We start from the raw sequence: 23,509 nt of genomic DNA, 5'->3' as shown, positions 1-23,509 counted from the left end.
CCCGACAGGTTACGGTTTCAGCCACAGCAATACATAGTCGTTTTTGTCGAAACGCCCACTCAACACCGGTTGCGTGCTTTCCAGCGGCGTGCCCTTGAGGGAGGGCAGATCACTGCGATCCATCATCAGCCAAACCGGGCCTTTGATCGTCTCCAGTTGCTGGATCGAGTCGCTGAACTGCGGTTGCAGATCCTGCCCGATATTGACCATGAACTTGATCGCTTTCGCGTCCTTGCCCATGCCATGCAGTACCAGTGGCGCGGGGTTTTGCTGCACCTGGGCGAACACCGCACGACTGAACGTCTGGGTGTCGTACAAACGCCGCTCCACCGGTTCAAACACTGCCGAGTACACCGTCCACAACGCCAATACGGCTGACAACGCCAATACCTCGGTGCGCCAACCCCGGATCAATAATCGCGACAACGCCAAAAGCTGCAGCACGCCCAACGCGATCAAAACAATGGAAACCTCACCCAATTGCTCGGGAAAGCGCCGTTGCGCGACCAGTAAAACCACCAGCAACAAGCCCGGCGTGACCAGCCACAAGCCCATGATCAAGCCGCGCAACCAGCGGAACACCCGCCCATGCACCACCTGAAACGGATACGCCGCAATGATCGCCGCCATGGGTAGCATCGGCAGCAGATACCGCGCCTTCTTCGCCTGCGGAATGGACAGGCCGACCATCACAATCAGCCCGGCTGCCGCGCAATACTGCACCAGGCGCAGCGCCGGGCCACGCTGCGGCGGTCTGCTCAGCCAGGCCGCTGCCAGCACCAGCAATGCCAGCGGATAGGCCAGCGCATAGTTGCCGAGCGAGCTGGTGAAGTAATACAGCGAGCCGCTGACGCCTTCGCTGCCGTCCATGCGCCCCATGAACTGCATGCGGATCACGTCCTGCAGGAACACCGCGCCAGCGCTGACCTGCGCCAGCCATAACAACAACCCGACACACGCGGCCAGCCATATCGAAGCCAGTACGCCGAACACCAGCAGCCGCGTCCACTCACGGTTGAGCAGGTAATAGCTGCACAGCATGCCGGTCGGCACCACCAGACCAATCGGCCCGCGAATGCCGAAACCGAGTAACAGCAAAGCAAAGATCAGCGGCCAGTGACGCCTGCCGGCAAAATGATCATGGGCATAACCGAGATAGAACACCGCAAAGGCCACCGCTGCGAGCATCAAGTCCTGCGACACCGCGCGCACTTCAGTGACGAAACCGCTGGTGAGCATCAGCAAGGCAATACTGATCAACGCCCAGCGCCGTGAGTACGGCGCCAGCAGTCGATACATCAACGTTACGATCAGCGCACCGGCGAAGGCACTTGGCGCCCACGCAGTAAACGCATTCACCGCGCCGAACGGCAGCGACAGCAGCCAGATGAACAGCGTCGAAACCGCTGAGTAATCCGCATACGGCTGACCATAGGTGGTCGGAAACACCGTCGGCCCATGGCGCAGCATTTCCTGCGCAAACAACACGAACCGCGAATCGAAACCGATCGGGGCCTGCCCGTGGACCCCGGTCATGAACAATAAAAACGCCAGCAGCCCTGCGATCAGGGACTGCTGGCGGATTTCAGGCGATAACGTGATCAAGCGACGTCGGACGCGTGCGGCCACTGCTGCAGCGGGATCGGCAACTTACGCGATTCGCCACGGCCCATCGGGAAGTACTGGAAGCCGTTGCGCGCCAGACGCTCGGCGTCGTACAGATTGCGGCCGTCGAAGATCACCGGGGTGTTGAGGCGCTGTTTGATCAGGTCGAAATCCGGCGCCTTGAACTGCTGCCACTCGGTGCAGATGATCAAGGCATCGGCGCCTGGCAATACCGATTCCGGCGTGCCCATCAGCATCAGCTTCGATTCGTCCGGGTAAAGGTTCTGGGTTTCCTGCATGGCCTCCGGGTCGAAGGCGCGCACGCTGGCTCCGGCCGCCCACAACTCCTCCAGCAACACCCGGCTCGGTGCATCGCGCATATCGTCGGTGTTGGGTTTGAATGCCAGGCCCCACAGGGCGAAGGTCTTGCCGCGCAGATCACCCTTGTAGAACGCGTTGATGCGCTCGAATAACTTGTGTTTCTGGCGCTGGTTGATCGCCTCGACCGCTTGCAGCAAATCACTGGAGCAGTGCGCCTCTTCGGCGCTATGGATCAATGCGCGCATGTCTTTCGGGAAGCACGAGCCGCCATAACCGCAGCCCGGATAGATGAAGTGGTAACCGATGCGCGTGTCGGCACCGATGCCCTGGCGCACCGATTCGATGTCGGCACCGAGGTGTTCGGCCAGCTCGGCGATCTGGTTGATGAAGCTGATCTTGGTCGCCAGCATGCAGTTGGCGGCGTATTTGGTCAGCTCGGCGCTGCGCAGGTCCATGAACATGATGCGGTCATGGTTGCGGTTGAACGGCGAGTACAGATCACGCATCACGTCGCGCACTTCATCGCCTTCGCAACCGATAACGATACGGTCCGGACGCCGGCAGTCGGCAACCGCCGAGCCTTCCTTGAGAAATTCCGGGTTGGAGACGATATCGAATTGCAGCAGGCGGCCGACCTTGATCAAGGCTTTTTCGATGTGCGTGCGCAGGGTGTCGCCAGTGCCCACCGGCACCGTGGATTTCTCGACGATGATCAACGGCTGCTCACGATGGCGGGCAATCGCGTCGCCGACCGAAAGCACATAGCGCAGATCCGCCGAACCGTCCTCACGCGACGGCGTACCCACGGCGATAAACGCCACGCGAGCGTGCTGCACGGCGAGTTGTTCATCGGTGGTGAATTGCAGGCGTTTCGAATCCAGACCTTCACGAACGAGGCTGGCCAGCCCCGGTTCGAAAATGCTGACATGACCCTGGCGCAACAGGTCGACCTTCTTCTGGTCGACGTCCATGCACACGACATCATGGCCGACTTCGGCCAAAACGGCCGCTTGCACCAGACCGACGTAACCGCTGCCAAATACTGTGATTTTCATGGAGCACTCCTGAATTCGGGCGCACGAGCCGGACGAGTGTTGATGGTGATGACCCCGAGCATGACCAGCGCCACGCCCAGTGATTTAGTGAAACTGAAGGATTCGTTGAACAGCGGCAGACTCGCCGCCAGCAGATAAACCAGCGCATAACTGATGCTCAGCAGCGAATAAGCCCGGCCCAACGGCAGATCGCGCAGGGCGGCGAGCCAGCAGAGCATCGACAGCGCGTAGGCAAAAATCGCCGCGATGACCACGGCCAGCGCACGCCAATCGAGGCTGTCGATGTGCAGCCATTGGTCCGGCACGGGCAGGCGGGTCATGCTCCAGCGCATGCCCAGTTGCGCAGCGCTGACGAGAAACACGCTGCCCAGCGCGAAGCTGATGCCACGACGTTGGTTCATGACTGTTGCCCCAGCAAAACCACACCGCCGATCACCAACGCCACGCCGAGCCAATGCTGGCGGTCGATGGGTTCACGGAAGACGAAGCGCGCGATCAGGGTGATCAGCACGAAGTTGAGGCTGAGCATCGGGTAGGCGATGCCGACTTCCAGACGCTGCAACACCAGCAGCCAGACCAACAGGCCCGAGCCAAGCGCGAGCAGGGCCAGCCACAACCACGGCGAGCGCAGCTTGTCGGCCCAGCCCGACTCGACGCCACGCCAGCTCTCCACGGCGTATTTCTGCGCTACTTGGCCCAGGCAGGTCAGCAGGCACGCAGCCAACAGCAGCAACAGGCTCATGACGCCTCCTTGGGCAGGATCATGATTACCAGGTTGCCCTGCTCGTAACGGACGCCGTCCTTTGGCAACTTGTCGATTTCGTCCAGTTCGTCCTGCCCCTTGACGCGCATTACCACGCCGACTGAACCGCTGCGGCGCGCCTCGCGCATCCACTGTTGTACGTCTTTGCTGTCGACCCGCTGTTGAATGCCGTCAGGATAGGCAAGGCCATATTTCAATTCGCCTATCGTGTTGTACAACGCCACTTGCGGGGTTTTCAGGCGCCAGGCCAGTGCCGATGCGGCACCCAGATCGTTGCTCAACAGGTGTTCGGTCTGCGCCAGTTCGCTGACGTGATGCTTGATGAACTGATCCGGCATCTTGTTGGCGACCACCGATTTCGGCAGCGCCGCCGGCAACACGGCGATCAGCAACAGGCTGCCGAGCGCCGGCGCGGCCCAGCATTGCAGCGGCAGAAAGGCTTGCAGCAGGTTGGCGATGATCCAGCCGATCAGTGCGATAAACACCAGCACCATGCTGTGCAGTTCGTGGTCGTAGACCGGTTTGGTCAGTTGCAGATAGACCAGCGCGATCAACGTGACGACGCCCAGCAACAGATTGAGCAGACCATTGATGCTCAGCGCGCGACCTTGCTCAAGACGCAAGCGGTCGGCCAGCGCATTGCCCAGCAGCAACGCCATCGGCAGCAGGCACGGCAGGATGTAGGTCGGCAGTTTGCCGTTGGCCAGGCTGAAAAACCCCAGCGGCATCAGCAGCCACAGCAACACAAACACGACTTTTGGCTGAACGCGGGTTTGCCATGCCTGCTTGAATGCCGTCGGCAGCAACCCCACCCACGGCAGACTGAACGCCACCAACAGCGGCAGATAGAACCACCACGGCGCATCGTGTTGCGCGTCATCACCGGCAAAGCGACGAATATGTTCGTGCCAGAAGAAGAACCGCCAGTAGTCCGGCTCCTGCGCATGCACCGAGAGCACCCACGGCAGGCTGACGAGGATCGCCACGGCAATCGCCACCGGGCCGAACATCAGCAGTTCACGCCAGCGTTTTTGCCAAAGCATCCACGGCAGTGCAATCAACACCGGCAGCAGCCAGGCGAGGAATCCCTTGGTCATGAAACCCATGCCACACGCCAGCCCCAATACCGCCCAGGCTGCCATGCGCTTGCCGCCGGTTTGACTGTCGAGGGCAAACCACAGCGCCACCAGACTGAGGTTGACCCAGAAGGTGAATTGCGGATCGAGGTTGGCGTAACCGGCCTGACCGGCGACCACGGTAAAACTCATGTAGAGCAGGGCACAGACGAAACTTTTGCGCGGTTCGTTCCACAAGCGCCGAGCGACCAGATAGCACAGCAGCACGCTCAACCCGGTGCTCAGCGCCGACGCGAAACGCACACCGAACAGGTTTTGCCCAAACAACTCCTGACCCAGCGCGATCATCCAGTAACCGGCAATCGGCTTCTCGAAATAACGCAGGCTCATGAAGTGCGGCGATACCCAGTTGCCACTGAGCAGCATGTCCTGGCTGATCTGTGCGTAACGGGTTTCGTCGGGAATCCACAAGCCGTGTGTGCCCAGCGGCAGCAGATAGGCCAGCAAGCAAATGACCAGCAACAGCAGTGGCAGCGTCCAGCGTTTAGTCATGCGCCTTGCACTCCCAGCCAGCCTTCACGGCCGTCGAGGGCGCCGCGTTGCACGCGACCCACGGGCAAGGTGTTGAAGAACTCGGGCAGCAAATCGCCCAGCGGTTTGAAATCGATACCTCGCTGGCGCGCATCGGCCAGCAATTGACGAAAATCCTCAGCCATCAGAATCCCTTCTACTTCGGCGTGAATGGTGTAGACGTTGAGCTGTTGCGGGCGAAAGTGATCGAGGATGAAACCGTTGAAGTCCCGCGCCGCTACGATCGGGCCGACGACCTCGTCGAAGGTCGGCAAATCCACCGGAATCTGCGGTGTACCCGGCGTGCCGTCGGCCAGCAACGGGCGAAACAGGCGTTGCCCACGGCAATCGCTGTTGTAGCGAAAGCCGAAGGCTTGCTTGGCCTCGATCACGCGTTCGTCCGCACGCCAACCGGCAGCGGCCGAGCACTCGACTTTCTCGCCGAGAATGTCGCTCAAAGTGTCGACGCCCTGACGGATCTGCTCGATCAGTTGCGCATTGCTCCAGCGCCCGGCATTGGCCTGCCAGCCATGGTGATCCCAGGCATGCAAACCTACTTCATGACCGGCATCGCGGGCCTGACGCATCAAGTGCCCGAGATCACGGCCAATCGGTTTGCCCGGCCACGCGGTGCCAGCCAGCAGAATGTCCCAGCCATACAGGCCGGCGGCGTTGGAGCGCAGCATCTTCCAGAGGAACTGCGGGCGGATCAGGCGCCACAGATGTCGGCCCATGTTGTCCGGGCCGACACTGAAGAAGAACGTTGCCTTGATCTGCGCCTCGTCGAGCATTTCCAGCAGACGCGGCACCCCTTCACGGGTGCCGCGATAGGTATCGACGTCGATACGAAGGCCTGCCTGCATTAGCGCTTGTCCGCTTGTTCGAGCATGGCTTCACGCAAGAAGAAGTCGAGCGTGTTGCCAATGGTCTCGCGCATTTCCACGGTCGGCGTCCAGTCGAGCAGACGCTTGGCGTTGGCAATGCTGGGTTTGCGGTGCTCGACGTCCTGGTAACCGGCACCGTAGAACGCCTTGCTTTCCACGTCGCGGAAACCGGCGAACGGCGGGAAGTTGTCACGCAGCGGATGCGCTTCGAACTGACGCAGCAGCTCTTCGCCCAACTGACGGATGCTCGCTTCGTTGTCCGGGTTGCCGATGTTGATGATCTGGCCGTTGCAGACGTCGTTGTCGTTATCGATGATCCGTGCCAGCGCCTCGACGCCATCAGCGATGTCGGTGAAGCAGCGTTTCTGCTCGCCGCCGTCGAACAGGCGGATTGGCGTGCCTTCGACCAGATTGAGGATCAATTGGGTGATGGCGCGCGAACTGCCGATGCGTGCCGAATCCAGACGATCAAGGCGCGGCCCCATCCAGTTGAAAGGACGGAACAGGGTGAAATTCAAACCCTTGGCGCCATAGGCCCAGATCACCCGGTCGAGCAGTTGTTTGGACACCGAGTAGATCCAGCGCTGCTTGTTGATCGGCCCGACCACCAGGTTCGAAGTGTCTTCGTCGAAGTGCTTGTCCTGGCACATGCCATAGACTTCCGAGGTCGACGGGAAGATCACGCGCTTGTTGTACTTGACGCAGTAACGCACCAGTTTCAGGTTTTCTTCGAAGTCGAGTTCGAACACGCGCAGCGGGTTGCGGGTGTATTCGATCGGGGTGGCGATGGCCACCAGCGGCAGGACTACGTCGCACTTCTTGATGTGGTACTCGATCCACTCGGAGTGAATGCTGATATCGCCTTCGACGTAGTGGAAGTTCGGGTGGCTGCGCAGACGGTCGATGGCGTCGGAACCGATGTCCAGGCCATAGACTTCGTAACGGTCGTCACGCAGCAGGCGTTCGGACAAGTGATTGCCAATGAAACCGTTGACGCCAAGGATCAGCACGCGGGTGCGACGTGGCGCACGACCGGATTCAGCGCCGCGCAGCAGCGAGCCATCGACCAGACCCAGTTCACTGGCCAGTTGCGGGCCGCTGAGGAACAGACCGTTGTCGTTGCGTTGACCGGAGAGGATCACCAGCGAGTCTTCGCCGCAGGCAATGCGCAGCGGATCGACGCTGATCACCCGGCCCGGCGCCTGGCCGTCGTTGCCCTTGGCAACTTCGGCGCTCCAGACGATCAGTTTGTGCTCTCCCACGGCACAAAAGGCGCCCGGATACGGTTGTGTCACGGCGCGAACCAGGTTGAACAACTGCTCGGCCGGTTTCGCCCAGACCAACTTGCCGTCCGCTGCTGTGCGACGACCAAACACGGTGGCCTTCGACTCGTCCTGCGCGGTTTCGCTGATTTTGCCCAGCAGCATCGCGGGCAGGGTGTCACGCAACAGATCAGCGGCAGCGGTGCGCAGCTTGCCGTGCAGGCTCAACGCGGTGTCGCTGCGTTCAATGGCAACACGCTGCTGGGCGACGATGGCGCCAGCATCGGCACGCTTGACCATGCGGTGCAGGGTGACGCCGGTTTCGGTTTCGCCGTTGACCAGCACCCAGTTGGCCGGGGCGCGACCACGGTAGCTTGGCAGCAACGAGCCGTGCAGGTTGAACGCGCCTTTTTTACCCAGGGCCAGCAGTGGCTCGCTCAGCAGGTTGCGATAGTAGAACGAGAAAATGTAATCAGGATCGAGTTTGGCGATGCGCTCGATCCACAGCGGGTGATTGACGTCTTCCGGTGCATGCACCGGGATGCCTTTGGTGGCGCACAGCTGTGCAACCGAGCCGTAAAACGCGTTTTCTTTCGGGTCATCCGCGTGAGTGAACACCGCCGCGATGTCATAGCCGCTGTCGAGCAGGCCTTGAATGCCGGCGCAGCCAATATCGTGGTAAGCGAAGACAACAGTTTTTGCACTCATGAGTGAACCTGACCGGTAGTAGAAGTAGAGGAAGAGAGACCGTCAACGGTGACCGCAGGCGCCGGCTCGGCGGCGTGGCTGCGCAAGACTTTTTCAATGAAGAAACGCGGGCGGGCGCGCACGTCGCTGTACATGCGCCCCAGGTATTCGCCGAGCAGGCCCATGCCGATGAACTGGCCACCGGTGAACACGAACAGCACGGCGAACAGCACGAACAGACCATCACCGCCCCAACCGGCGCCGAGCGCCAGGCGCAGGACAATCAGCGCGAACGCAAACAGCAGACCCAGACCGGCCATGGTGAAACCGACGATGCTCAGCAGGCGCAACGGCGTGGTGGTCATGCAGGTGATCAAGTCGAACATCAGGTTGATCAGGCGCATCGGGCTGTATTTCGAATCGCCGTGCTCGCGCTCGGCATGGGCGACGACGATTTCCGTGGTGTGGCGGGCGAAGCTGTTGGCCAGAATCGGGATGAAGGTGCTGCGTTCGCGGCAGGCGAGCATGGCGTCGATGATCGTGCGGCGGTAAGCGCGCAGCATGCAGCCATAGTCGCTCATGGCGACGCCGGTGGAGCGCTGCACGGCGAGGTTGATCAGCTTCGACGGATAGCGGCGCAGGGCCGAATCCTGACGGTTGCCGCGCACGGTGCCGACGACGTCGTAACCTTTTTCGGCTTCGGCGACCAGGCGCGGGATTTCTTCCGGCGGGTTCTGCAGATCGGCGTCGAGGGTGATCACGACATCGCCTTTGCACTGTTCGAAACCGGCCATGATTGCCGCGTGCTGGCCGTAGTTGCGGTTGAGAATGACCGCCACGAACGGGCTGTCTTCCCGGCTCGCAGCTTCTTCCAGAAGGTTGGCGGATTCATCACGGCTGCCGTCGTCGACGAGGACGATTTCATAGTCGTGACGCAGCATGCGGCAGGCCGCTTCGGTGCGGCGCAGCAGTTCCGGCAGGCTGTCCTGTTCGTTGTAGACCGGGATGACGATCGACACACAGCGGATCGGATAAGGTTTCACGGGCGTTTGTCCATAAGAGTGGCGATGGCGCCGACCACGCGATCAAGGTCTTGATCGCTCATGTCGGGGAACAACGGAATCGAGCACAGCCGCGCCGAGTTCCATTCGGTGTTGGGCAGATACAGGTCGGGGTCACGCTGGCGATACCAGGTGTGCAGGTGGGTGGCGATGAAATGGATACCGGTGCCGATGCCCTGGTCCTGCAAGCCTTTCATGAAGGCTTCGCGGTCCATGCCGCAGCGCTCGCTGTCGATGCGCAGGATGAACAGGTGCCAGGCGTGGGTCTGGGCGTAGGCCGGTACGGCCAGCGGCTGCACCGGCAGGCCTTCGAGTTTTTGCCGGTAGGCGGCAGCCAGTTCGCTGCGACGCGCATTGATTGCGTCCAGACGCTCCAGTTGCACCAGCGCGATTGCGGCGTTGATGTCGGCGAGATTGTATTTGAACCCCGGCTCCATCACTTGCGCCTGCGGCTTGCGGCCACCGGTCAGGCGATCGTAGGCGTCAACACCAAGACCGTGGAACTTGAGCATGCGCACGCGGCTGGCCAGCGCTTCGTTGTCGGTGACGAACATCGCGCCTTCGGCACAGGTCATGTTCTTGATCGCATGGAAGGAGAAAATTGCCGTGCCCTGCGAGCCGACGTGGCGGCCCTTGTAACGGGTGCCAGCGGCGTGGGCGGCGTCTTCGATCACTGCGATGCCGTGTTTGTCGGCCAACGCGTACAGCGGATCAAGATCAAACGCGGCGCCGGCGTAATGCACGGGAATGATTGCTTTGGTGCGTGGGGTGATGGCGGCTTCGATGCGCGCGGCGTCGGTCATCAAGGTGTCGCGATCAACGTCGACGAACACTGGTGTGGCGCCGAGCAGCGAGATCATGTTGGCGGTCGAAACCCAGGTCTGCGACGGGGTGATGACTTCGTCACCCGGGCCAACGCCCAAAGCCAACAAGGTGATGTGCATGCCGCCGGTGGCGGACGAAAGTGCCACCGCATGCCGACAGCCAACGTATTGCGCGAATTGTTCTTCGAGTGCCTGATTTTTCGGTCCGGTAGTGATCCAGCCGGAACGCAATACTTGCTCAACGGCTGCAATTTCTTCATCGCCGATACTCGGGCGAGAGAAGGGGAGAAACGCCTGACTCATGAACACCTCATCACAAACAATCAGAAGAAAACCAATTCACCGGGTAGGATCCAATCTCAGCGTAGACGCAAAAAACACCTTTGCATCAATAAGTTGCTGATACGACTTACCGTCGGGGTTCGGTTGACTTTTGTGGCTTCGCGCGGCAGTTTGGACGGCGCCGGCACGGGATCTGTTGGAATTAAGGTTATGCCCGTTTTTGTGAAAGGAACATGAAAAACCGGTCGGCGAATCGTTTATCTAGAACTCATACAGCCGCTGTTCAGACTTCTACCGTTTATCGTCGTTTTTAGTAGAAAAGTCCTACAGAAGTGTCCCCTTTATAGGGTAAATGTTGCAGTTGTTAGTTGCTGTGTTGAATTGTTTTTACTCAAGGCCTTTACGTTTGACTGACTTGTCCGTTGTACCGCTGCAAACCCGCCAAACCAATCCGATGACCCTGTATCTGGCGCGCCTGGCTCCCTCCAGCCAGTTGACCATGCGCTACGTTTTGCAGGATGCGGCCGACCGTCTCGGCTTTGAAGACATGAATGTCGAGGATATTCCCTGGCATGCGTTACAACCTGAAGATGTGGTCGCCCTGGTTGCCGCATTGCGCGAAGACAACTATGCGCCGAATACTTCTTCGCTTTATGTAAATGCCGTGCGTGGGGTGATGAATGAAGCGTGGCGCATGAGTTTGATCACTCAGGATCATCTGCTGAAAATGCGTTCGGTCAAAGGTATTGCCGGCACGCGCTTGTCGCAGGGGCGCAACTTGAAGCGCACTTTGATCCATGAATTGATGGAAGTGTGCGCTGCCGATCCGCGCCCGCAGGGGCTGCGCGACGCGGCGGTGATTGCGTTGTTGTACGGCACCGGCATGCGTAAATCAGAGTCGGTGGATCTGGACTTGAATCAGGTCGACTTTACTGAGCGCAGCCTGACCGTCACCGGCAAAGGCAATAAACAACTGATCAAGTACGCGCCGGCCTGGGCGTTCGCCAAACTCGATGCGTGGCTGGAGCTGCGCCGCTCGCAACTCAAGGAAGGCGAGAGCGATGATGCCTTTCTGTTCAACCGCATCCGTCGCGGCAGCCATATCACTCGCGAGCGCATCACCAAACACGCGATTTACTACATCGCCCGTCAACGTGGCACGCAGGTCGGGGTGAAGATCATGCCCCACGATTTCCGCCGTTCGTTCATCACGCGGGTGATCGAAGAACATGATCTGTCGATCGCCCAGAAACTCGCGCACCACAGCAACATCCAGACCACCGCCAACTACGATGTGCGCGATGACAACGAGCGGCGGCGAGCGGTGGATCGCTTCGATCTGTGATCAGGGAATCGCGAAGACGTGAGCCGCACCGAGTACCGATAACTGCACGTCGCTGCCAGCGGGTGGCGCGTGCATGCCGGAGCTGCGTACCAGCAGCGAACGGCCGAGATCCTGACTGACCGGCGAGCGCAGTTCGACGGTGAGGGTGCAGGTGTTGCCAGCGAAGTCGCGTTCGGTGACCACGGCGGGGCAGCCTTGTGTGCCGAGTACGGCGCCGGACAACTGCAACTGTTCGGGCCTGAGCATGATCTGCGCGTTGCCGATAAAACCGTTGCTGTTCACCGGCACCTGGCCGAGATCGCAGTGGGCCAGACCGGATTCGATCCGCGCCGGCATGACCACGGCTTCACCGAGAAAATGCGCGGTCTGCTCATCGTGGGGAAAGCGGTAAAGATCCATCGGATGCCCGGATTGCACCAGCCGCCCGCCGCGCATCACTGCCAACTGATCGGCAAATGACAGCGCTTCGCCCTGATCATGGGTGACCAGAATCGTCGTGACGCCAGCGTCCTCGAGCAGGCGCGCGACCATTTTGCGCATGGCGCTGCGCAGGCCAGTGTCGAGGGCGGAGAAGGGCTCATCGAGCAGCATCAGTCGCGGTTGTTGCGCCAATGCCCGGGCGAGGGAAACCCGTTGCTGCTGGCCGCCGGACAGCTCATGGGGCCAACGGTTGGCCATGTTGGCGTCGAGCGAGACGCTGTCCATCAATGCCTTGATCCGTTCCTCTCTGGCGGTGCCGGTCAGCGTCAGGCCAAAACCGATGTTGGCGGCGACGGTCATGTGCGGAAACAGCGCGCCATCCTGAGGGACATAACCGATTTGCCGTTGATAAGCGGGCACGGCGTGAGTGCTGTCGACCAGCACCTGACCATTGAGCGTGAGGCTACCGGCATCAGGGAATTCAAACCCGGCAATTATCCGCAGCAGCGTGGTTTTGCCTGAGCCGGACGGGCCGACAATCACCGTGCGGCTGCCTGTCGGTACCGACAGGCAGATGTCATCCAGCGCTTTCTGCGCGCCAAAGGACTTGTTCAGAGAAATCAGTTCGAGTGCGTTCATCGGCCAGCGGTGCGCCTGGATTGGTGATAGAGAATGGCCGTCAGCGGCAACGAAAGCAGCACCATCAACAGTGCGTAAGGCGCGGCGGCGGCGTAATCGATTTCGCTGGTCATGGCCCAGAAACCGGTGGCCAAGGTGCGGGTGCCGTTGGGGGCGAGCAGTAAAGTGGCGGTCAGTTCATTGGTGATCGCCAGAAACACCAGCGCGGCGCCGGCGGCAGCACCCGGCGCGGCAAGGCGCAAGGTGATCAGCCATAAGGCACGCAGCGGCGATCGACCGAGGCTTTGCGCAATGTTCTCCAACTCCACTGGCGCCTGGGCAAAACCGGCACGCAGGCTGACCAATGCGCGGGGCAGGAACATCAGCAGATAGGCGAGCAGCACGGTGATGGTGGTCTGGTAGATCGGCCGGGCGAAATGGATGGTCACGGTGACCAACGCGAGTGCCACAACAATGCCCGGCAGCGAACTGGTGATGTAGTTGCAGCCTTCAAGCAAGCGCTGCAATTTGCCCGGCGCGCGGATCGACAGCCAGGCAATCGGAATCGCCGCCAGACTGGTCAACAGCGCACCGGCCACCCCGAACGACAGGGTTTGCAGCAGCGCCGGCAACAGTTCGCCGCCGCCCCAGACCTCGGTGCCACCGGCAATCAGCCAGCGCCCCAACGTCAACAACGGTACGCCGAGCGCGAGCACACAGGTCAGCACTTGCAGGCTCAAGCCAAGGAACACGCTGGCGCGATTCAAGCGCACCGTGCGTTGCTCGCGAGCGCTGCCGGAACCGACGCGGGCGTAGCGAGCCTTGCCTCGGGCGGCGGATTCGACGGTGAGCATCGCCAGACAGCACAAGGCCAGAACGCCCGCCAGCATGTTCGCCGCCGGGCCGTTGAAGGTTGATTTGAACTGATCGAAAATCGCCGTGGTGAAAGTGTCAAAACGGATCATGGCGTAGAGGCCGTATTCGGCCAGCAGGTGCAAGCCGACCAGCAACGCACCGCCACAAATGGCCAGACGCAACTGTGGCAACACCACCCGGAAAAACACCGCCCAAGGTTTCAGGCCGAGGGATTCGGCAACGTCTTCAATCGCCGGATCGAGTCGACGCAACGTCGCCGCCACCGGCAGGTACAGAAACGGAAAATAAGCGATCACCGACACCAGCACCCCGGCCGGCAATCCGTGAATCGATGGAATCAGGCTGACCCACGCATAGCTGTGAACGAACGCCGGCACCGCCAGTGGCGCCACGGCCAGCAAAGACCACAGGCGTCGACCGGGCAGGTTGGTGCGCTCGGTCAGCCAGGCCAGTGCGGTGCCGAGCAGGATGCACAGCGGCAAGGTGATCAACACCAGCAGCACGGTGTTGATCAGCAACTCCGCCACCCGTGGGCGAAACACCAAGGCTTCGATAGTCGCCCAGCCAGTCGCCCACGACACACCGAGCACAAACGCGATCGGCAGCAACGACAACAGTGAAACACCGACGGCCAGTGCAACCACCCAAGAACCACCGCGCCCGGTCAGGGCGCGGGGTTTTAACCTTAGGCTGGCGGAGGAGGCCGCAGCGACCTGCGCAGGAAAGGTTTCGGGGAGCACTTACAGGATTCCCGCCTGAGTCATCAGCTCGACGGCTTTCTTGCTGTCGAGTTTCGACGCATCGACCTTGGGGGCGTCGAGATCTTTCAGTGGCGTCAGTTTCGGGTTGGACGGTGCGTCTTTGCCGACCGCGTACTCAAACGAGGTGCCGCTGTGCAGAATCTCCTGGCCTTCTTTGCTGGTGATGTATTTGACGAACTTCTGCGCCTCTTCCTGATGTTTGCTGGAGGCCAGCACGCCGGCACCGGAGGTACTGACAAACGCGCCCGGGTCCTGATGCTTGAAGTAATAAAGCTGGGTGTTCTTGCTGTTTTCGCCGGTCTTGGACTGATCGACGAAGCTGTAATAGTGATAGATCACGCCGCTGTCGATCTGCCCGGCGTTGACCGCTTTGAGCACGGCGCTGTTGCCGCGATACACGGTGGCGTTGGTTTTCATGCCTTTGAGCCAGTCCAGTGTGGCGGCTTCGCCTTTCTGCTCGAGCACGGCAGCGACGATGGCCTGGAAGTCTGCGCCGGCCGGCGAGGCAGCCCAGCGACCTTTCCACTCCGGTCTGGCCAGATCCAGCAGGGATTTCGGCAGGTCTTTCTCAGCCAGTTTTGCCGGGTTGTAGACGAACACCGTTGAGCGCGCGGCGATGCCGATCCACTGGCCGTGAGCCGGGCGGTACGCCGCATCGACTTGTTCCAGCGTGGCTGGCGCGATCGGGGCGAACAGCTTGGCGTTGTCGACCAGTACCATCGCCGGGGAGTTCTCGGTGAGGAACACGTCTGCCGGCGAGGCCGCGCCTTCCTGCACGATCTGGTTGCCCATTTCGGTGTCATCGCCATTGCGGATCGTCACCGGAATGCCCGTTTCTTCGGTGAAACCGGCGACCCAGGCCTTGGTCAGGCTTTCGTGCTGGGCGTTGTAAACCAGCAAGCCAACACCGTCAGCCGCAAAGGCCGGGCCTGCGCCAAGCAGGGCGGTGACCAGCAATGCGCGTTTCAGAAAGGACGGAACCTGTGGATTCATGACGACAACGCTCCTGATTTTTTAGACGTTATGGGCAGGCATTCGCGGGCAGACTTCAATGCGAATGATTTGCAGATATTCAGCCGCAGGCAATGTAGAGAGGCAAATGAGAAAAAAACGTCAAACAAACCGTTAATACATGTCATTGCCATTCAGATTAGCAGCGACTCGACGACGCACGATTGCCGTGCGTCATTTCACGTCAGGTGTTCAGGAGGGATTGGGCAGGTAGGCGACGCTCTGGTCGTGGCGGCCGTGGAACACCTGCTCACCGCGAGTCGGCGTGGTAGTGATGGTCCGGTGATCAGCGCTCAGATAATTCAGCGGCAGCGAATCGCCATTTCGGTATTGCGCGACGATGATGGTGCGTTGCGCATCCCAATGCTGACCGCTAGTGCGCTCCAGCCAGGCGAACAACGCAGCGCTGTCGCCCGCACGGGGGAAGTCTGCGGTTTCTGCCACATAGTAGAAGGGCGCGCCGCCGGTTTGCAGGTACATCGGCACTTTATTGTCGACCTCGATCATGACCATGCGCCACTGATTCAGCGGTGCCTGTTGGCTGGCCTGCTCGCGCACGGTTTCGCCAAAACGGATCACGCCGCCAGCGCTGTTGGTCCACGGATACAGCACACCGAGCACACCGGCCATCACGGCCGTAGCGATTGCAAACGCGATTGTCCAACCGCGTCCGTCGAGCTTGCGCGCGGCCATGCGCCGGGTGATCCACCACGCACCGAGCAGTTGCGCGAAGGGCACCAGTGGCAACACGTAATAGCTGCGCCGACTGCCGCTGGCGGTGAAAAACAGCAGCAACAGGCCTAGCCCCTGAATCAACCAGCGGGTGTCTGGTTCGATGTTTCGCCAGTTTCGCAGCGCCACCCACAACGCAATGAGCCAGCACGGCGCCCATGGCAGGGTGTAGATCGGCAGATACAACAAGTAGGTGTAAATCGGTCCGATGTTGTCGAACGGCTGGAAAAACCGCACGACGTTTTCCCGCAACACCAGATCCAGGCCGTTTTGCCGGTAGTCAGGCGATCCATAGGCATGGGAGAGCAGGAACGGCGTCATGTAGAACGCCCCGGCGATCAGCAATGCCGCGAACAAACGCCGATTGAGATGGCGTTTCCAGCGCTGGCCTTGCAGCAGATGCGGCAGCAACACCAGCCCCGGCAGAATGTAACCGATCAGTCCCTTGAACAGCGACGTCAGCGACAGCAAGGCGAAAAACACCACGTAACGCCACAGCCGAGTGTCATCCGGCCCGCGCCAGTACCACCACACCGCCGCCAGGACCCCGCAGACCGTGAGAATGTCGGCCGTGGCGACCCGCGCCCAGAAGACAAAATAGAACGTCGTCGCCAGCATCCATCCGGCAATCAAGCCGGTGCCCTTGCGGAACAACTGCTCGCCCAGCAAATGCACCAGCCACACGCTGAGCCACGCTGAAATCACCGAGGACAAACGCAGCGACCACGGCCCCAACCCGCCAGTCAGCCAGGACGAAGCTGTGATCAGCCAATACGACAGCAGTGGTTTGTCGTAGTACGGATCGCCCTTGAGATAGGGGTCGAAGTAGTCACCGCTCTGCAGCATCTGCAAGGCGATATTGGCCCAACGGGTTTCCGCGCCCCACAGTTCGCGACTGCCCAGCCCGAGCAGCAGCATCAGGGCAGTCGCGGACAGCAGAATGAACAAGGCCCTGCGTTCGTTGGCCTGTTCGATCATGGCTGGCGCTTGGCGAAGATGTAGATCTGCAGGTTGCCGCGCTGGTAATGCTTGCCATCTGCCGGCAACAATTCGATTTCCTGGGCTTCCTGCGTGCTGTTGACGCGCATCACCACCGCCACCGAGCCTTTTTTGCGGGCGTCAGTCATCCACTGACCGACATCGTCCAGACCGACCTTGCGGGCAGCCATGGCCGGATCGTCGAGGCCGTATTTCAGTTCACCGACGGTATTGAACAGATCCACTTGCGGCCGCTTTAGACGCCACGCCAACGCCGACGCGGCGCCCAGATCGTTACTCAATAGCGAGGATGCTTCGCTCAACGCCTGTTGATGCTCGGCAATAAACTGGTCGGGCATCTTGCTGTCGACGATCGTTGCCGGCATGGCGGCGGGCAGCAAGGCAATCAACAGGCCAATGCCCAGCGCCGGCATGGCCCACATCGTCAGCGGCCGCATGATTTGCAGGGCATTGGCGATGATCCAGCCGATCAGCACGATAAACACCAGCGACAGGCTGAACATTTCGGTGTTTTCGTAGACTTCTTTAGTGGCCTGCAGATAGATCAGTGCAATCAGGGCAACGCTGGCCAGAACCGTATTGATCACGCCGTTGAGGCGCAAAGTCTTGGTGTGGCGCTGCTCCAGCCATTTCACCACGGTGTGACCCATGAGCAAGGCCAACGGCAACAGGCACGGCATGATGTAGGTCGGCAGTTTGCCGCTGCTCAGACTGAAGAAGGCCAGCGGCAACACAAACCACAGCGCCAGAAACGCAGTTTTTGCCTCGCGCTTTTCGCGCCATGTGCGGATCAACGTCGACGGCAACAGCACGGCCCACGGCAATGTCGCAGCAAACAGCAACGGCAGATAGAACCACCACGGCCGCGCATGCTGGGCATCATCGCCCGCAGCGAAACGGCGAATGTGTTCATGCCAGAAGAAGAACCGCCAGAAGTCCGGTTCGCGAACGTGTACCGCCAATGCCCACGGCACACTGACCAGCGCAGCAACCAGCACCGCCACCAGACCGTAGCGCAGCAGTTCGCCGAAGCGGCGCTGCCAGATCATGTAGGGCAGGGCAATCAGCACCGGCAGCAGCAGGGCCAGAAAGCCCTTGGTCATCAGGCCCATGCCGCAAGCGGCGCCGAGCAATGCCCAACTGCCGAGGCGGGCCTTTGTGGTGCTGCTGTCGATGGCAAACCACACCGCCACCAGACTGAGGTTGACCCACAAGGTGAACTGCGGATCGAGGTTGGCGTAGCCTGCCTGACCGGCGATCAGGCCAAAACTCATGTACAGCAAGGCACAGGCAGCGCTGATGCGCGGGTTGTTCCAGAGCCGGCGCGCCAACAGGTAGGCGAGCCAGACGCTGACCCCAGTGCTGACGGCCGAAGCGATGCGCACACCGAACAGGTTGTCGCCGAAAATCGCCTGACCGATGGCGATCATCCAGTAGCCGGCAATCGGTTTCTCGAAGTAGCGAATGCCCATGAAGTGCGGCGCGACCCAGTTGCCGCTCAGGAGCATTTCCTGGCTGATCTGGCCGTAGCGGGTTTCATCGGGGATCCACAAACCGTGGGTCATCAGCGGCAGCAGATAGAACAGCACAAAGGCCAGGATCAGCCCGGGGATCGCCCAGCGCTCGATCAGCGAGGGAGGTTGCATCAAATGACGGGCAGCGTGGCGCAACGGTGGGGTATCGGACGTCATGACTGAGCCTTGTGACGAATAAAAAGTATCTGGCTTAAAACACTAGAAGCCGTGGCGGTTTTTTCATTGGTTATGTGTAACGTCTAATATCTGCCAGAACGGCGTATTGATAATGCCCAACACTGTAAGTTGTTTCCGGTTATCAATTCTTACAAGCAAGGTACTTCCATACTCGGCAGCAATCGCATGAGGAAAACCGGTCTGTTTTTCAAAATCACTGATGCAGCCGCTGTGAGTGACCAGCACAAGATTCTGCTGCGCCACTTTGCGCGCGACGATTTCATCGCGAAGTGTCGGCCCGCATGTGGCCAGCCAGTCTTCGGCAAGGGCATCGTGGCCGAACATGTAATGCGCGGTTTGCGCCGTACGGGTCAGCGGGCTGCTCAACACCACGGCTTGTTGCATGCCCAGTTTCACAAAGCCTTGGCCGACCGCTTGCGCCGCAGTGCTGCCCACTTCGGTGATGCCATCCGCCGGGCCCAGGCAGGTATTGCTTGAGCGGTCACAACGTTCGGTGTGCCGCACCAGCGCAACGACTTCACCGGCCCGCCAGGCTTTTATCCATTCAGCGGTGGTGCTGCGCCCGGCATGATCGAGGTCGGTCGGCGAGCGTGGCCACCAGACAAACCCGCTGACCAGAATGGCCACAAGCACGACGCACACCAGTGCAATCCATAGCCGAAAGCGTGGCATACGCCGGTAGCGGAATAAATGTTTCAACTGAAATGATTGCGCCACAATGTTGCCTCTTTAAATGCCAGATAGTTCATTCAGTGCAACGCAAGGCTTGGGCAGCGAGCAACTTTACGACTGTTTACTTGAAGGCTGGCTGAACACTACGTTCAAGCTCGTCGGGGCGCGGTGAAGAACATGTGAAAAAATTGCCAGAAGTTGAGAGGGGCAACTAAAGCGGCTATTTGATAAGTAAACTCAAATACTGTTTTTGTTTGTCCAGGGGCTTACCAGGACGCCACTCTTGCGGTGAAGCTCAATGCTGCCAAACAACGGAGCCACTCAAGCGCATGGATCTCAAGCAAAGCCTGACGAAACGGATCGTGATCGTGTTTGCGTTGATGAGCGCTTTAGTCGCCGGTGTCTTTGCATTGGGGATCGTCGCGACCGTGCATGTGGTGGAGCGCAAGTTGACCACCACCACATTGAGCGGGGGGCTACACCGGTTATTGGCAATGGACGACATCCGTCTCTGGAGCCATACACCGGAAAAAAGCGAATTGTTTTTCTTCGAGGGCGGGCAGGGGCCATTGGCACTGACTCGACAACTGGCCGAGTTACCCTTGGGTTTTCAGGAAATCACCTTCCACGGTGATGCCTTCTACGCCATGGTCGAAGCCGTCGGCGGGCGCAAATACGTGCTGCTGCGTGACCAGGAAAGCCTCGAACAGCGTGAGCATCTGCTGTTTATTGTGGTGATCGTCGGATTCATCCTCAGCATCGTTCTGGCGCTGGTCCTCGGCCGCTTGCTCGCACGACGGGTCATGGCGCCGGTGATTCGCCTGGCCCGACAAGTGCGCCATCGCGATCAGCTCATCGAGGTCGCGCCGCCATTGCACCCTGATTACGCCGCCGATGAAGTCGGCGAACTGGCGCTGTCGTTCGATCAGACTTTGGGACGCCTGCGCGCGACCTTGAGCCGCGAAAAACTCTTCACCAGCGATGTCAGCCATGAACTGCGCACACCATTGATGGTGCTAACAACATCCTGCGAGTTGCTGTTGGCCAACCCGTCGCTTGATGCCCGTTCAGGCGCACAGGTCAGCCGGATCGCCCGGGCCAGCCACGAGATGCGTCAATTGGTCGAAACCTTTCTGATGCTGGCGCGCAAGCCTGAAGAGGTTCGCGTGCAGTCTACGTGCACGCTGAAAGAAATCGCCGATGCGCAGACAGAGGTGTGGGGCCGCTTGATCCGCGAAAAAGGCCTGGAGTTTGTCTACGATCCGCTGCATGCCGGCGCCGGACGCTTCAACCTGACCTTTCTGCAATCAGTGATGGGCAACCTGTTGCGCAACGCCTGGCATTACACCGACCACGGTTACGTGCGCCTGACCCTGCTCGAAAACAGCTTCGTGGTCGAAGACAGCGGCATTGGTATCCCGGAAGAACAGCGCCATGCGATGTTCCAGCCCTTCGTGCGCGGTGATGAACAACGCGGCGAAGGGCTCGGGTTGGGGCTTTCGCTGGTGCAGCGGATCTGCAGCCAGCAACACTGGCAAGTGCAGCTCACCACCCGTGAACCCAATGGCTGTCGTTTCACGGTGACGCTGATTCAGGAGGAGGGCGGACAGCCGCGCGGATTGCCGGCGGCCTGACTGATCGCCGCAGCCAGGCGTTTGACGTTGTTCTGCTGGGCGCCCACCAGATCATCGATGGTCGGACCGGACGGTGATTGCAGGGTCGAACGGCAGGTCAGCGAGCCATTGTCAGTGGCGCCGACGGGACGCAAGCGCCATTTCGCATCGATCAGGCCGTACTGACCGGGGATCGAGTCAAAGCGTTGCACTTCGATGCGCACCGAAACATTGCCTTGGCCACTGGTATTGCTCAATTGATCGGCCAACGCACCGCGCAACTCATCCGCCAGTGTCGCTCCCCACCAATCGGTTTCCAGAATCGCCAGGCCGCTGTTGCCCTGGCGGATAACGATTTGCGCCCGGTCGACCTGCGGCGGCACGCTCAGCGCTTCAATCGGAATCTGCGCGCCGGTCCGGGTATTGGCGATCTGCACCGGCGTCAGCGTGTGAAAGCTGATCGGGTCGCTGCGGCAGGCGCCCAGCAGCATGAACGCAGCGAGCACGGTGATTTTCAGCGGTACAGCCATGGTTCAGCTCCTGTGCTCAGTTGCGTGGCGGGCCTTTGAGATCGATAGGCGCGGCGTTATCGGGGCGACCACGAATCAGCGATTCCGGATGCCGACCCAGGTAATCCGACAGCTCACGCAGCGAACGCGACATGCGCCCGAGTTCGTCAAGGGTCTCGGTGAGTTTCTCGCGTTGCGGCGAATCTTCGGCGAGCGTTGAACTGGCGGACTGCAAGGTCTTGCTGACGTCGGCAAGGGTGCTCTGCACGCCCGGCAAGGTCTTGGCGTTGAACTGGGTCAGGCCTTTGCGCAGCTCGATCAGATTGCTGTCGAGGTTATTGGCGATGCGATCAACCGGCAGCTTGTTGAGTTTGTCGACCACAGCTTCGAGTTTTTCCTGCAGCTGTTCGAGACTGCCGGGAACGGTGGGTAGAACGACCGGGCGAACGCTCGGATCGAACGCGACTTTCTCCGCTTTCGGGAAGAAGTCCAATGCGACGTACAACTGGCCGGTCAGCAGGTTGCCACTGCGCGCCTGGGCACGCAGGCCATTATCGATGAAGGTGCCCAGCAGGCGGATGCCGGCGGCTTCGTCGTTGGGGTCGTGCTTGAATTCGGTGAGCATCTTTTTGTAGGCCTGACCGAGACGCTGCGGGTAAATGACGATGCCGACGTTAAGCGGGAAGGTGCGTTTTTTCGCATCGAAATCCAGGTTGATGCCTACGACCCGGCCGATTTCCATACCGAGGAACTCGACCGGCGCATCGACCTTGAGTCCGCGCAGTGACTGCTCGAAACGCAACACCATGTATTGCGCCTTGCCATTCGGCGGGGCGAGGGCGCTCTGCTGGTCAGCGAACAGTTCGTAATCCTTGTCGTCGGCGGCGGCCACATCGTTGGGACTGTAATCCGGAGCACGGAACGCAATACCGCCCACCAGCAGGGTCGACAGCGATTCGGTCTTCACGGTAAAGCCGTTGGCACCGACATTGATGTCGATGCCGCTGGCATTCCAGAAACGGGTGTTTTCGGTGACGAACGCGTCGTTCGGCGCGTGAATGAACACCTCGATATCGACCCCTTTGCCTTCCGGGTTGAGGGCGTAAGTGACGACCTGGCCGACCGGAATCTTGCGGTAATAAACCGGTGAGCCGATGTCCAGTGAACCGAGGTCCGGCGCATGCAGCATGAAGCGCTTGCCGGGTTCGCCATAGGTGATCGGCGGCGGATTTTCCAGCCCCTTGAAGTTCTTTGCGCGGCCATCGGACTGACCGACGTCGGCGCCGATGTAGTCACCGGAAAGCAGGGTGTCGATGCCCGAAACGCCGCCGGCGCCAATGCGCGGGCGCACCACCCAGAACTGTGAATCTTCGCGCGTGAAGGTTTCCGCCTGTTTGGACAGCTTGATGGTGGCGTCGACGCTTTTCTGGTCGCCACTCAACTCGACATCCGTCACCTGACCGATGACCACGTTGCGGTATTTGACCTCGGTCTTGTTCGCCGTCAGGCCGCTGCCGGTCTTGAAGTTGACGATGATCGTAGGGCCTTCCTGCATCAGGTTGTGCACCACCAGCGAAATGCCCACCAGCACTGCCACAATCGGCACAATCCAGACGAGTGAAATGCCGAAACGGCGGGTTTTGACTGGGGCTTGGCCTGGTGCTCGCGGCTCGTCGGTGGCTGACGACTTCATCCATGTCTCCTCGATTGAATGGGCACTGAGCGTCAGGAACGCAAAAGCACCTCATCAATATAGAAGTGCTTGGCGATAGAGCAAATGTGAATAGCGCATGTGCCGCGACCTGATCGTTCCCACGCTCTGCGTGGGAATGCAGCCCGTGACGCTCCGCG

19 protein-coding genes are annotated in these 23,509 nt (G+C 60.3%); 2 read left to right on the top strand and 17 right to left on the bottom strand.

All coding sequences use genetic code 11. The features are described from left to right. Positions 1-9: 9 nt before the first annotated feature. The 9 genes from VY732_RS14955 to arnB are packed head-to-tail and all read right to left on the bottom strand — an operon-like array spanning position 10 to position 10,411. The gene (locus tag VY732_RS14955; protein ID WP_331691080.1) at positions 10-1,605 is read right to left on the bottom strand and encodes an ArnT family glycosyltransferase; all 1,596 of its coding nucleotides are present in this window, start codon (positions 1,603-1,605) and stop codon (positions 10-12) included. After that, complete coding sequence (locus VY732_RS14950) at positions 1,602-2,981, bottom strand: UDP-glucose dehydrogenase family protein (protein ID WP_123594536.1); 1,380 nt, start codon at positions 2,979-2,981, stop codon at positions 1,602-1,604. The genes VY732_RS14955 and VY732_RS14950 overlap by 4 nt, the downstream gene beginning before the upstream one ends. Further along, the gene (gene arnF / locus VY732_RS14945; RefSeq protein ID WP_123594537.1) at positions 2,978-3,382 is read right to left on the bottom strand and encodes a 4-amino-4-deoxy-L-arabinose-phosphoundecaprenol flippase subunit ArnF; all 405 of its coding nucleotides are present in this window, start codon (positions 3,380-3,382) and stop codon (positions 2,978-2,980) included. Before arnF ends, VY732_RS14950 begins: the two co-directional genes overlap by 4 nt. Further along, complete coding sequence (arnE, locus tag VY732_RS14940; RefSeq protein ID WP_123594538.1) at positions 3,379-3,723, bottom strand: 4-amino-4-deoxy-L-arabinose-phosphoundecaprenol flippase subunit ArnE; 345 nt, start codon at positions 3,721-3,723, stop codon at positions 3,379-3,381. Before arnE ends, arnF begins: the two co-directional genes overlap by 4 nt. Next, the gene (gene arnT / locus VY732_RS14935) at positions 3,720-5,372 is read right to left on the bottom strand and encodes a lipid IV(A) 4-amino-4-deoxy-L-arabinosyltransferase (RefSeq protein WP_331691079.1); all 1,653 of its coding nucleotides are present in this window, start codon (positions 5,370-5,372) and stop codon (positions 3,720-3,722) included. The genes arnE and arnT (VY732_RS14935) overlap by 4 nt, the downstream gene beginning before the upstream one ends. Continuing rightward, positions 5,369-6,253 (bottom strand): 4-deoxy-4-formamido-L-arabinose-phosphoundecaprenol deformylase, encoded by an 885-nt coding sequence (gene arnD / locus VY732_RS14930; RefSeq protein ID WP_311886965.1) that lies wholly within the window; start codon positions 6,251-6,253, stop codon positions 5,369-5,371. The genes arnT (VY732_RS14935) and arnD overlap by 4 nt, the downstream gene beginning before the upstream one ends. Continuing rightward, positions 6,253-8,244 (bottom strand): bifunctional UDP-4-amino-4-deoxy-L-arabinose formyltransferase/UDP-glucuronic acid oxidase ArnA, encoded by a 1,992-nt coding sequence (gene arnA, locus VY732_RS14925; protein WP_331691078.1) that lies wholly within the window; start codon positions 8,242-8,244, stop codon positions 6,253-6,255. The genes arnD and arnA overlap by 1 nt, the downstream gene beginning before the upstream one ends. Beyond that, positions 8,241-9,266 (bottom strand): undecaprenyl-phosphate 4-deoxy-4-formamido-L-arabinose transferase, encoded by a 1,026-nt coding sequence (arnC, locus tag VY732_RS14920; protein WP_331691077.1) that lies wholly within the window; start codon positions 9,264-9,266, stop codon positions 8,241-8,243. Before arnC ends, arnA begins: the two co-directional genes overlap by 4 nt. Further along, positions 9,263-10,411, bottom strand: a complete 1,149-nt coding sequence (gene arnB / locus VY732_RS14915; protein ID WP_331691076.1) for a UDP-4-amino-4-deoxy-L-arabinose aminotransferase — start codon at positions 10,409-10,411, stop codon at positions 9,263-9,265. The genes arnC and arnB overlap by 4 nt, the downstream gene beginning before the upstream one ends. A 433-nt stretch (positions 10,412-10,844) precedes the next feature. Between arnB and VY732_RS14910 the strand changes: the two genes are divergently transcribed. Next, positions 10,845-11,735: a site-specific integrase gene (locus VY732_RS14910; RefSeq protein ID WP_077573062.1), complete on the top strand. Its 891-nt coding sequence runs from the start codon at positions 10,845-10,847 to the stop codon at positions 11,733-11,735. Here VY732_RS14910 and VY732_RS14905 read toward each other — a convergent pair whose 3' ends face one another. The 6 genes from VY732_RS14905 to VY732_RS14880 all read right to left on the bottom strand — a co-directional run bounded on the left by VY732_RS14905 (position 11,736) and on the right by VY732_RS14880 (position 19,506). Further along, positions 11,736-12,794 carry an ABC transporter ATP-binding protein gene (locus VY732_RS14905; RefSeq protein ID WP_331691075.1) on the bottom strand — a complete coding sequence of 353 codons (1,059 nt, stop codon included), beginning with the start codon at positions 12,792-12,794 and terminating at the stop codon, positions 11,736-11,738. Further along, on the bottom strand, positions 12,791-14,389 hold the full coding sequence (locus VY732_RS14900) for an ABC transporter permease (RefSeq protein WP_331691074.1): 1,599 nt from the start codon (positions 14,387-14,389) through the stop codon (positions 12,791-12,793). Before VY732_RS14900 ends, VY732_RS14905 begins: the two co-directional genes overlap by 4 nt. Beyond that, a complete protein-coding gene (locus VY732_RS14895) occupies positions 14,390-15,403 on the bottom strand; it encodes an iron ABC transporter substrate-binding protein (RefSeq protein ID WP_331691073.1) in 1,014 nt (337 codons plus the stop codon). A gap of 210 nt (positions 15,404-15,613) precedes the next feature. Continuing rightward, positions 15,614-17,131 carry an ArnT family glycosyltransferase gene (locus VY732_RS14890; RefSeq protein ID WP_331691072.1) on the bottom strand — a complete coding sequence of 506 codons (1,518 nt, stop codon included), beginning with the start codon at positions 17,129-17,131 and terminating at the stop codon, positions 15,614-15,616. Then, positions 17,128-18,843: a lipid IV(A) 4-amino-4-deoxy-L-arabinosyltransferase gene (gene arnT / locus VY732_RS14885; protein ID WP_331691071.1), complete on the bottom strand. Its 1,716-nt coding sequence runs from the start codon at positions 18,841-18,843 to the stop codon at positions 17,128-17,130. The genes VY732_RS14890 and arnT (VY732_RS14885) overlap by 4 nt, the downstream gene beginning before the upstream one ends. A gap of 63 nt (positions 18,844-18,906) precedes the next feature. After that, positions 18,907-19,506 carry a histidine phosphatase family protein gene (locus VY732_RS14880; RefSeq protein ID WP_123594548.1) on the bottom strand — a complete coding sequence of 200 codons (600 nt, stop codon included), beginning with the start codon at positions 19,504-19,506 and terminating at the stop codon, positions 18,907-18,909. A 359-nt stretch (positions 19,507-19,865) separates the two neighbouring features. Between VY732_RS14880 and VY732_RS14875 the strand changes: the two genes are divergently transcribed. After that, a complete protein-coding gene (locus tag VY732_RS14875; protein ID WP_116030357.1) occupies positions 19,866-21,170 on the top strand; it encodes a sensor histidine kinase in 1,305 nt (434 codons plus the stop codon). Here VY732_RS14875 and VY732_RS14870 read toward each other — a convergent pair. Then, complete coding sequence (locus VY732_RS14870; protein ID WP_116030356.1) at positions 21,128-21,679, bottom strand: PqiC family protein; 552 nt, start codon at positions 21,677-21,679, stop codon at positions 21,128-21,130. The genes VY732_RS14875 and VY732_RS14870 overlap by 43 nt on opposite strands. Before the next feature lie 16 nt (positions 21,680-21,695). Further along, positions 21,696-23,351, bottom strand: a complete 1,656-nt coding sequence (locus VY732_RS14865) for a PqiB family protein (RefSeq protein ID WP_331691070.1) — start codon at positions 23,349-23,351, stop codon at positions 21,696-21,698. Positions 23,352-23,509: the final 158 nt, after the last annotated feature.

The organism is Pseudomonas sp. ZY71 (assembly GCF_036542145.1).
In the GTDB taxonomy this organism is placed as follows: Bacteria; Pseudomonadota; Gammaproteobacteria; order Pseudomonadales; family Pseudomonadaceae; genus Aquipseudomonas; species Aquipseudomonas koreensis_A.
Note: the sequence above shows the minus strand (reverse complement) of the source record. Positions and strands in the feature narration are given on the sequence as shown.

What these genes read in the sequence shown, in the direction of transcription:
- VY732_RS14865 (WP_331691070.1), bottom strand. Translation starts at nt 23,351, where the DNA reads ATGAAGTCGTCAGCCACCGACGAGCCGCGAGCACCAGGCCAAGCCCCA.
- VY732_RS14905 (WP_331691075.1), bottom strand. Translation starts at nt 12,794, where the DNA reads ATGAACGCACTCGAACTGATTTCTCTGAACAAGTCCTTTGGCGCGCAG.
- VY732_RS14895 (WP_331691073.1), bottom strand. Translation starts at nt 15,403, where the DNA reads ATGAATCCACAGGTTCCGTCCTTTCTGAAACGCGCATTGCTGGTCACC.
- arnF (WP_123594537.1), bottom strand. Translation starts at nt 3,382, where the DNA reads ATGAACCAACGTCGTGGCATCAGCTTCGCGCTGGGCAGCGTGTTTCTC.
- VY732_RS14950 (WP_123594536.1), bottom strand. Translation starts at nt 2,981, where the DNA reads ATGAAAATCACAGTATTTGGCAGCGGTTACGTCGGTCTGGTGCAAGCG.
- VY732_RS14910 (WP_077573062.1), top strand. Translation starts at nt 10,845, where the DNA reads ATGACCCTGTATCTGGCGCGCCTGGCTCCCTCCAGCCAGTTGACCATG.
- arnT (WP_331691079.1), bottom strand. Translation starts at nt 5,372, where the DNA reads ATGACTAAACGCTGGACGCTGCCACTGCTGTTGCTGGTCATTTGCTTG.
- arnE (WP_123594538.1), bottom strand. Translation starts at nt 3,723, where the DNA reads ATGAGCCTGTTGCTGCTGTTGGCTGCGTGCCTGCTGACCTGCCTGGGC.
- VY732_RS14890 (WP_331691072.1), bottom strand. Translation starts at nt 17,131, where the DNA reads ATGATCGAACAGGCCAACGAACGCAGGGCCTTGTTCATTCTGCTGTCC.
- arnA (WP_331691078.1), bottom strand. Translation starts at nt 8,244, where the DNA reads ATGAGTGCAAAAACTGTTGTCTTCGCTTACCACGATATTGGCTGCGCC.
- arnB (WP_331691076.1), bottom strand. Translation starts at nt 10,411, where the DNA reads ATGAGTCAGGCGTTTCTCCCCTTCTCTCGCCCGAGTATCGGCGATGAA.
- arnD (WP_311886965.1), bottom strand. Translation starts at nt 6,253, where the DNA reads ATGCAGGCAGGCCTTCGTATCGACGTCGATACCTATCGCGGCACCCGT.
- VY732_RS14875 (WP_116030357.1), top strand. Translation starts at nt 19,866, where the DNA reads ATGGATCTCAAGCAAAGCCTGACGAAACGGATCGTGATCGTGTTTGCG.
- arnT (WP_331691071.1), bottom strand. Translation starts at nt 18,843, where the DNA reads ATGACGTCCGATACCCCACCGTTGCGCCACGCTGCCCGTCATTTGATG.
- VY732_RS14870 (WP_116030356.1), bottom strand. Translation starts at nt 21,679, where the DNA reads ATGGCTGTACCGCTGAAAATCACCGTGCTCGCTGCGTTCATGCTGCTG.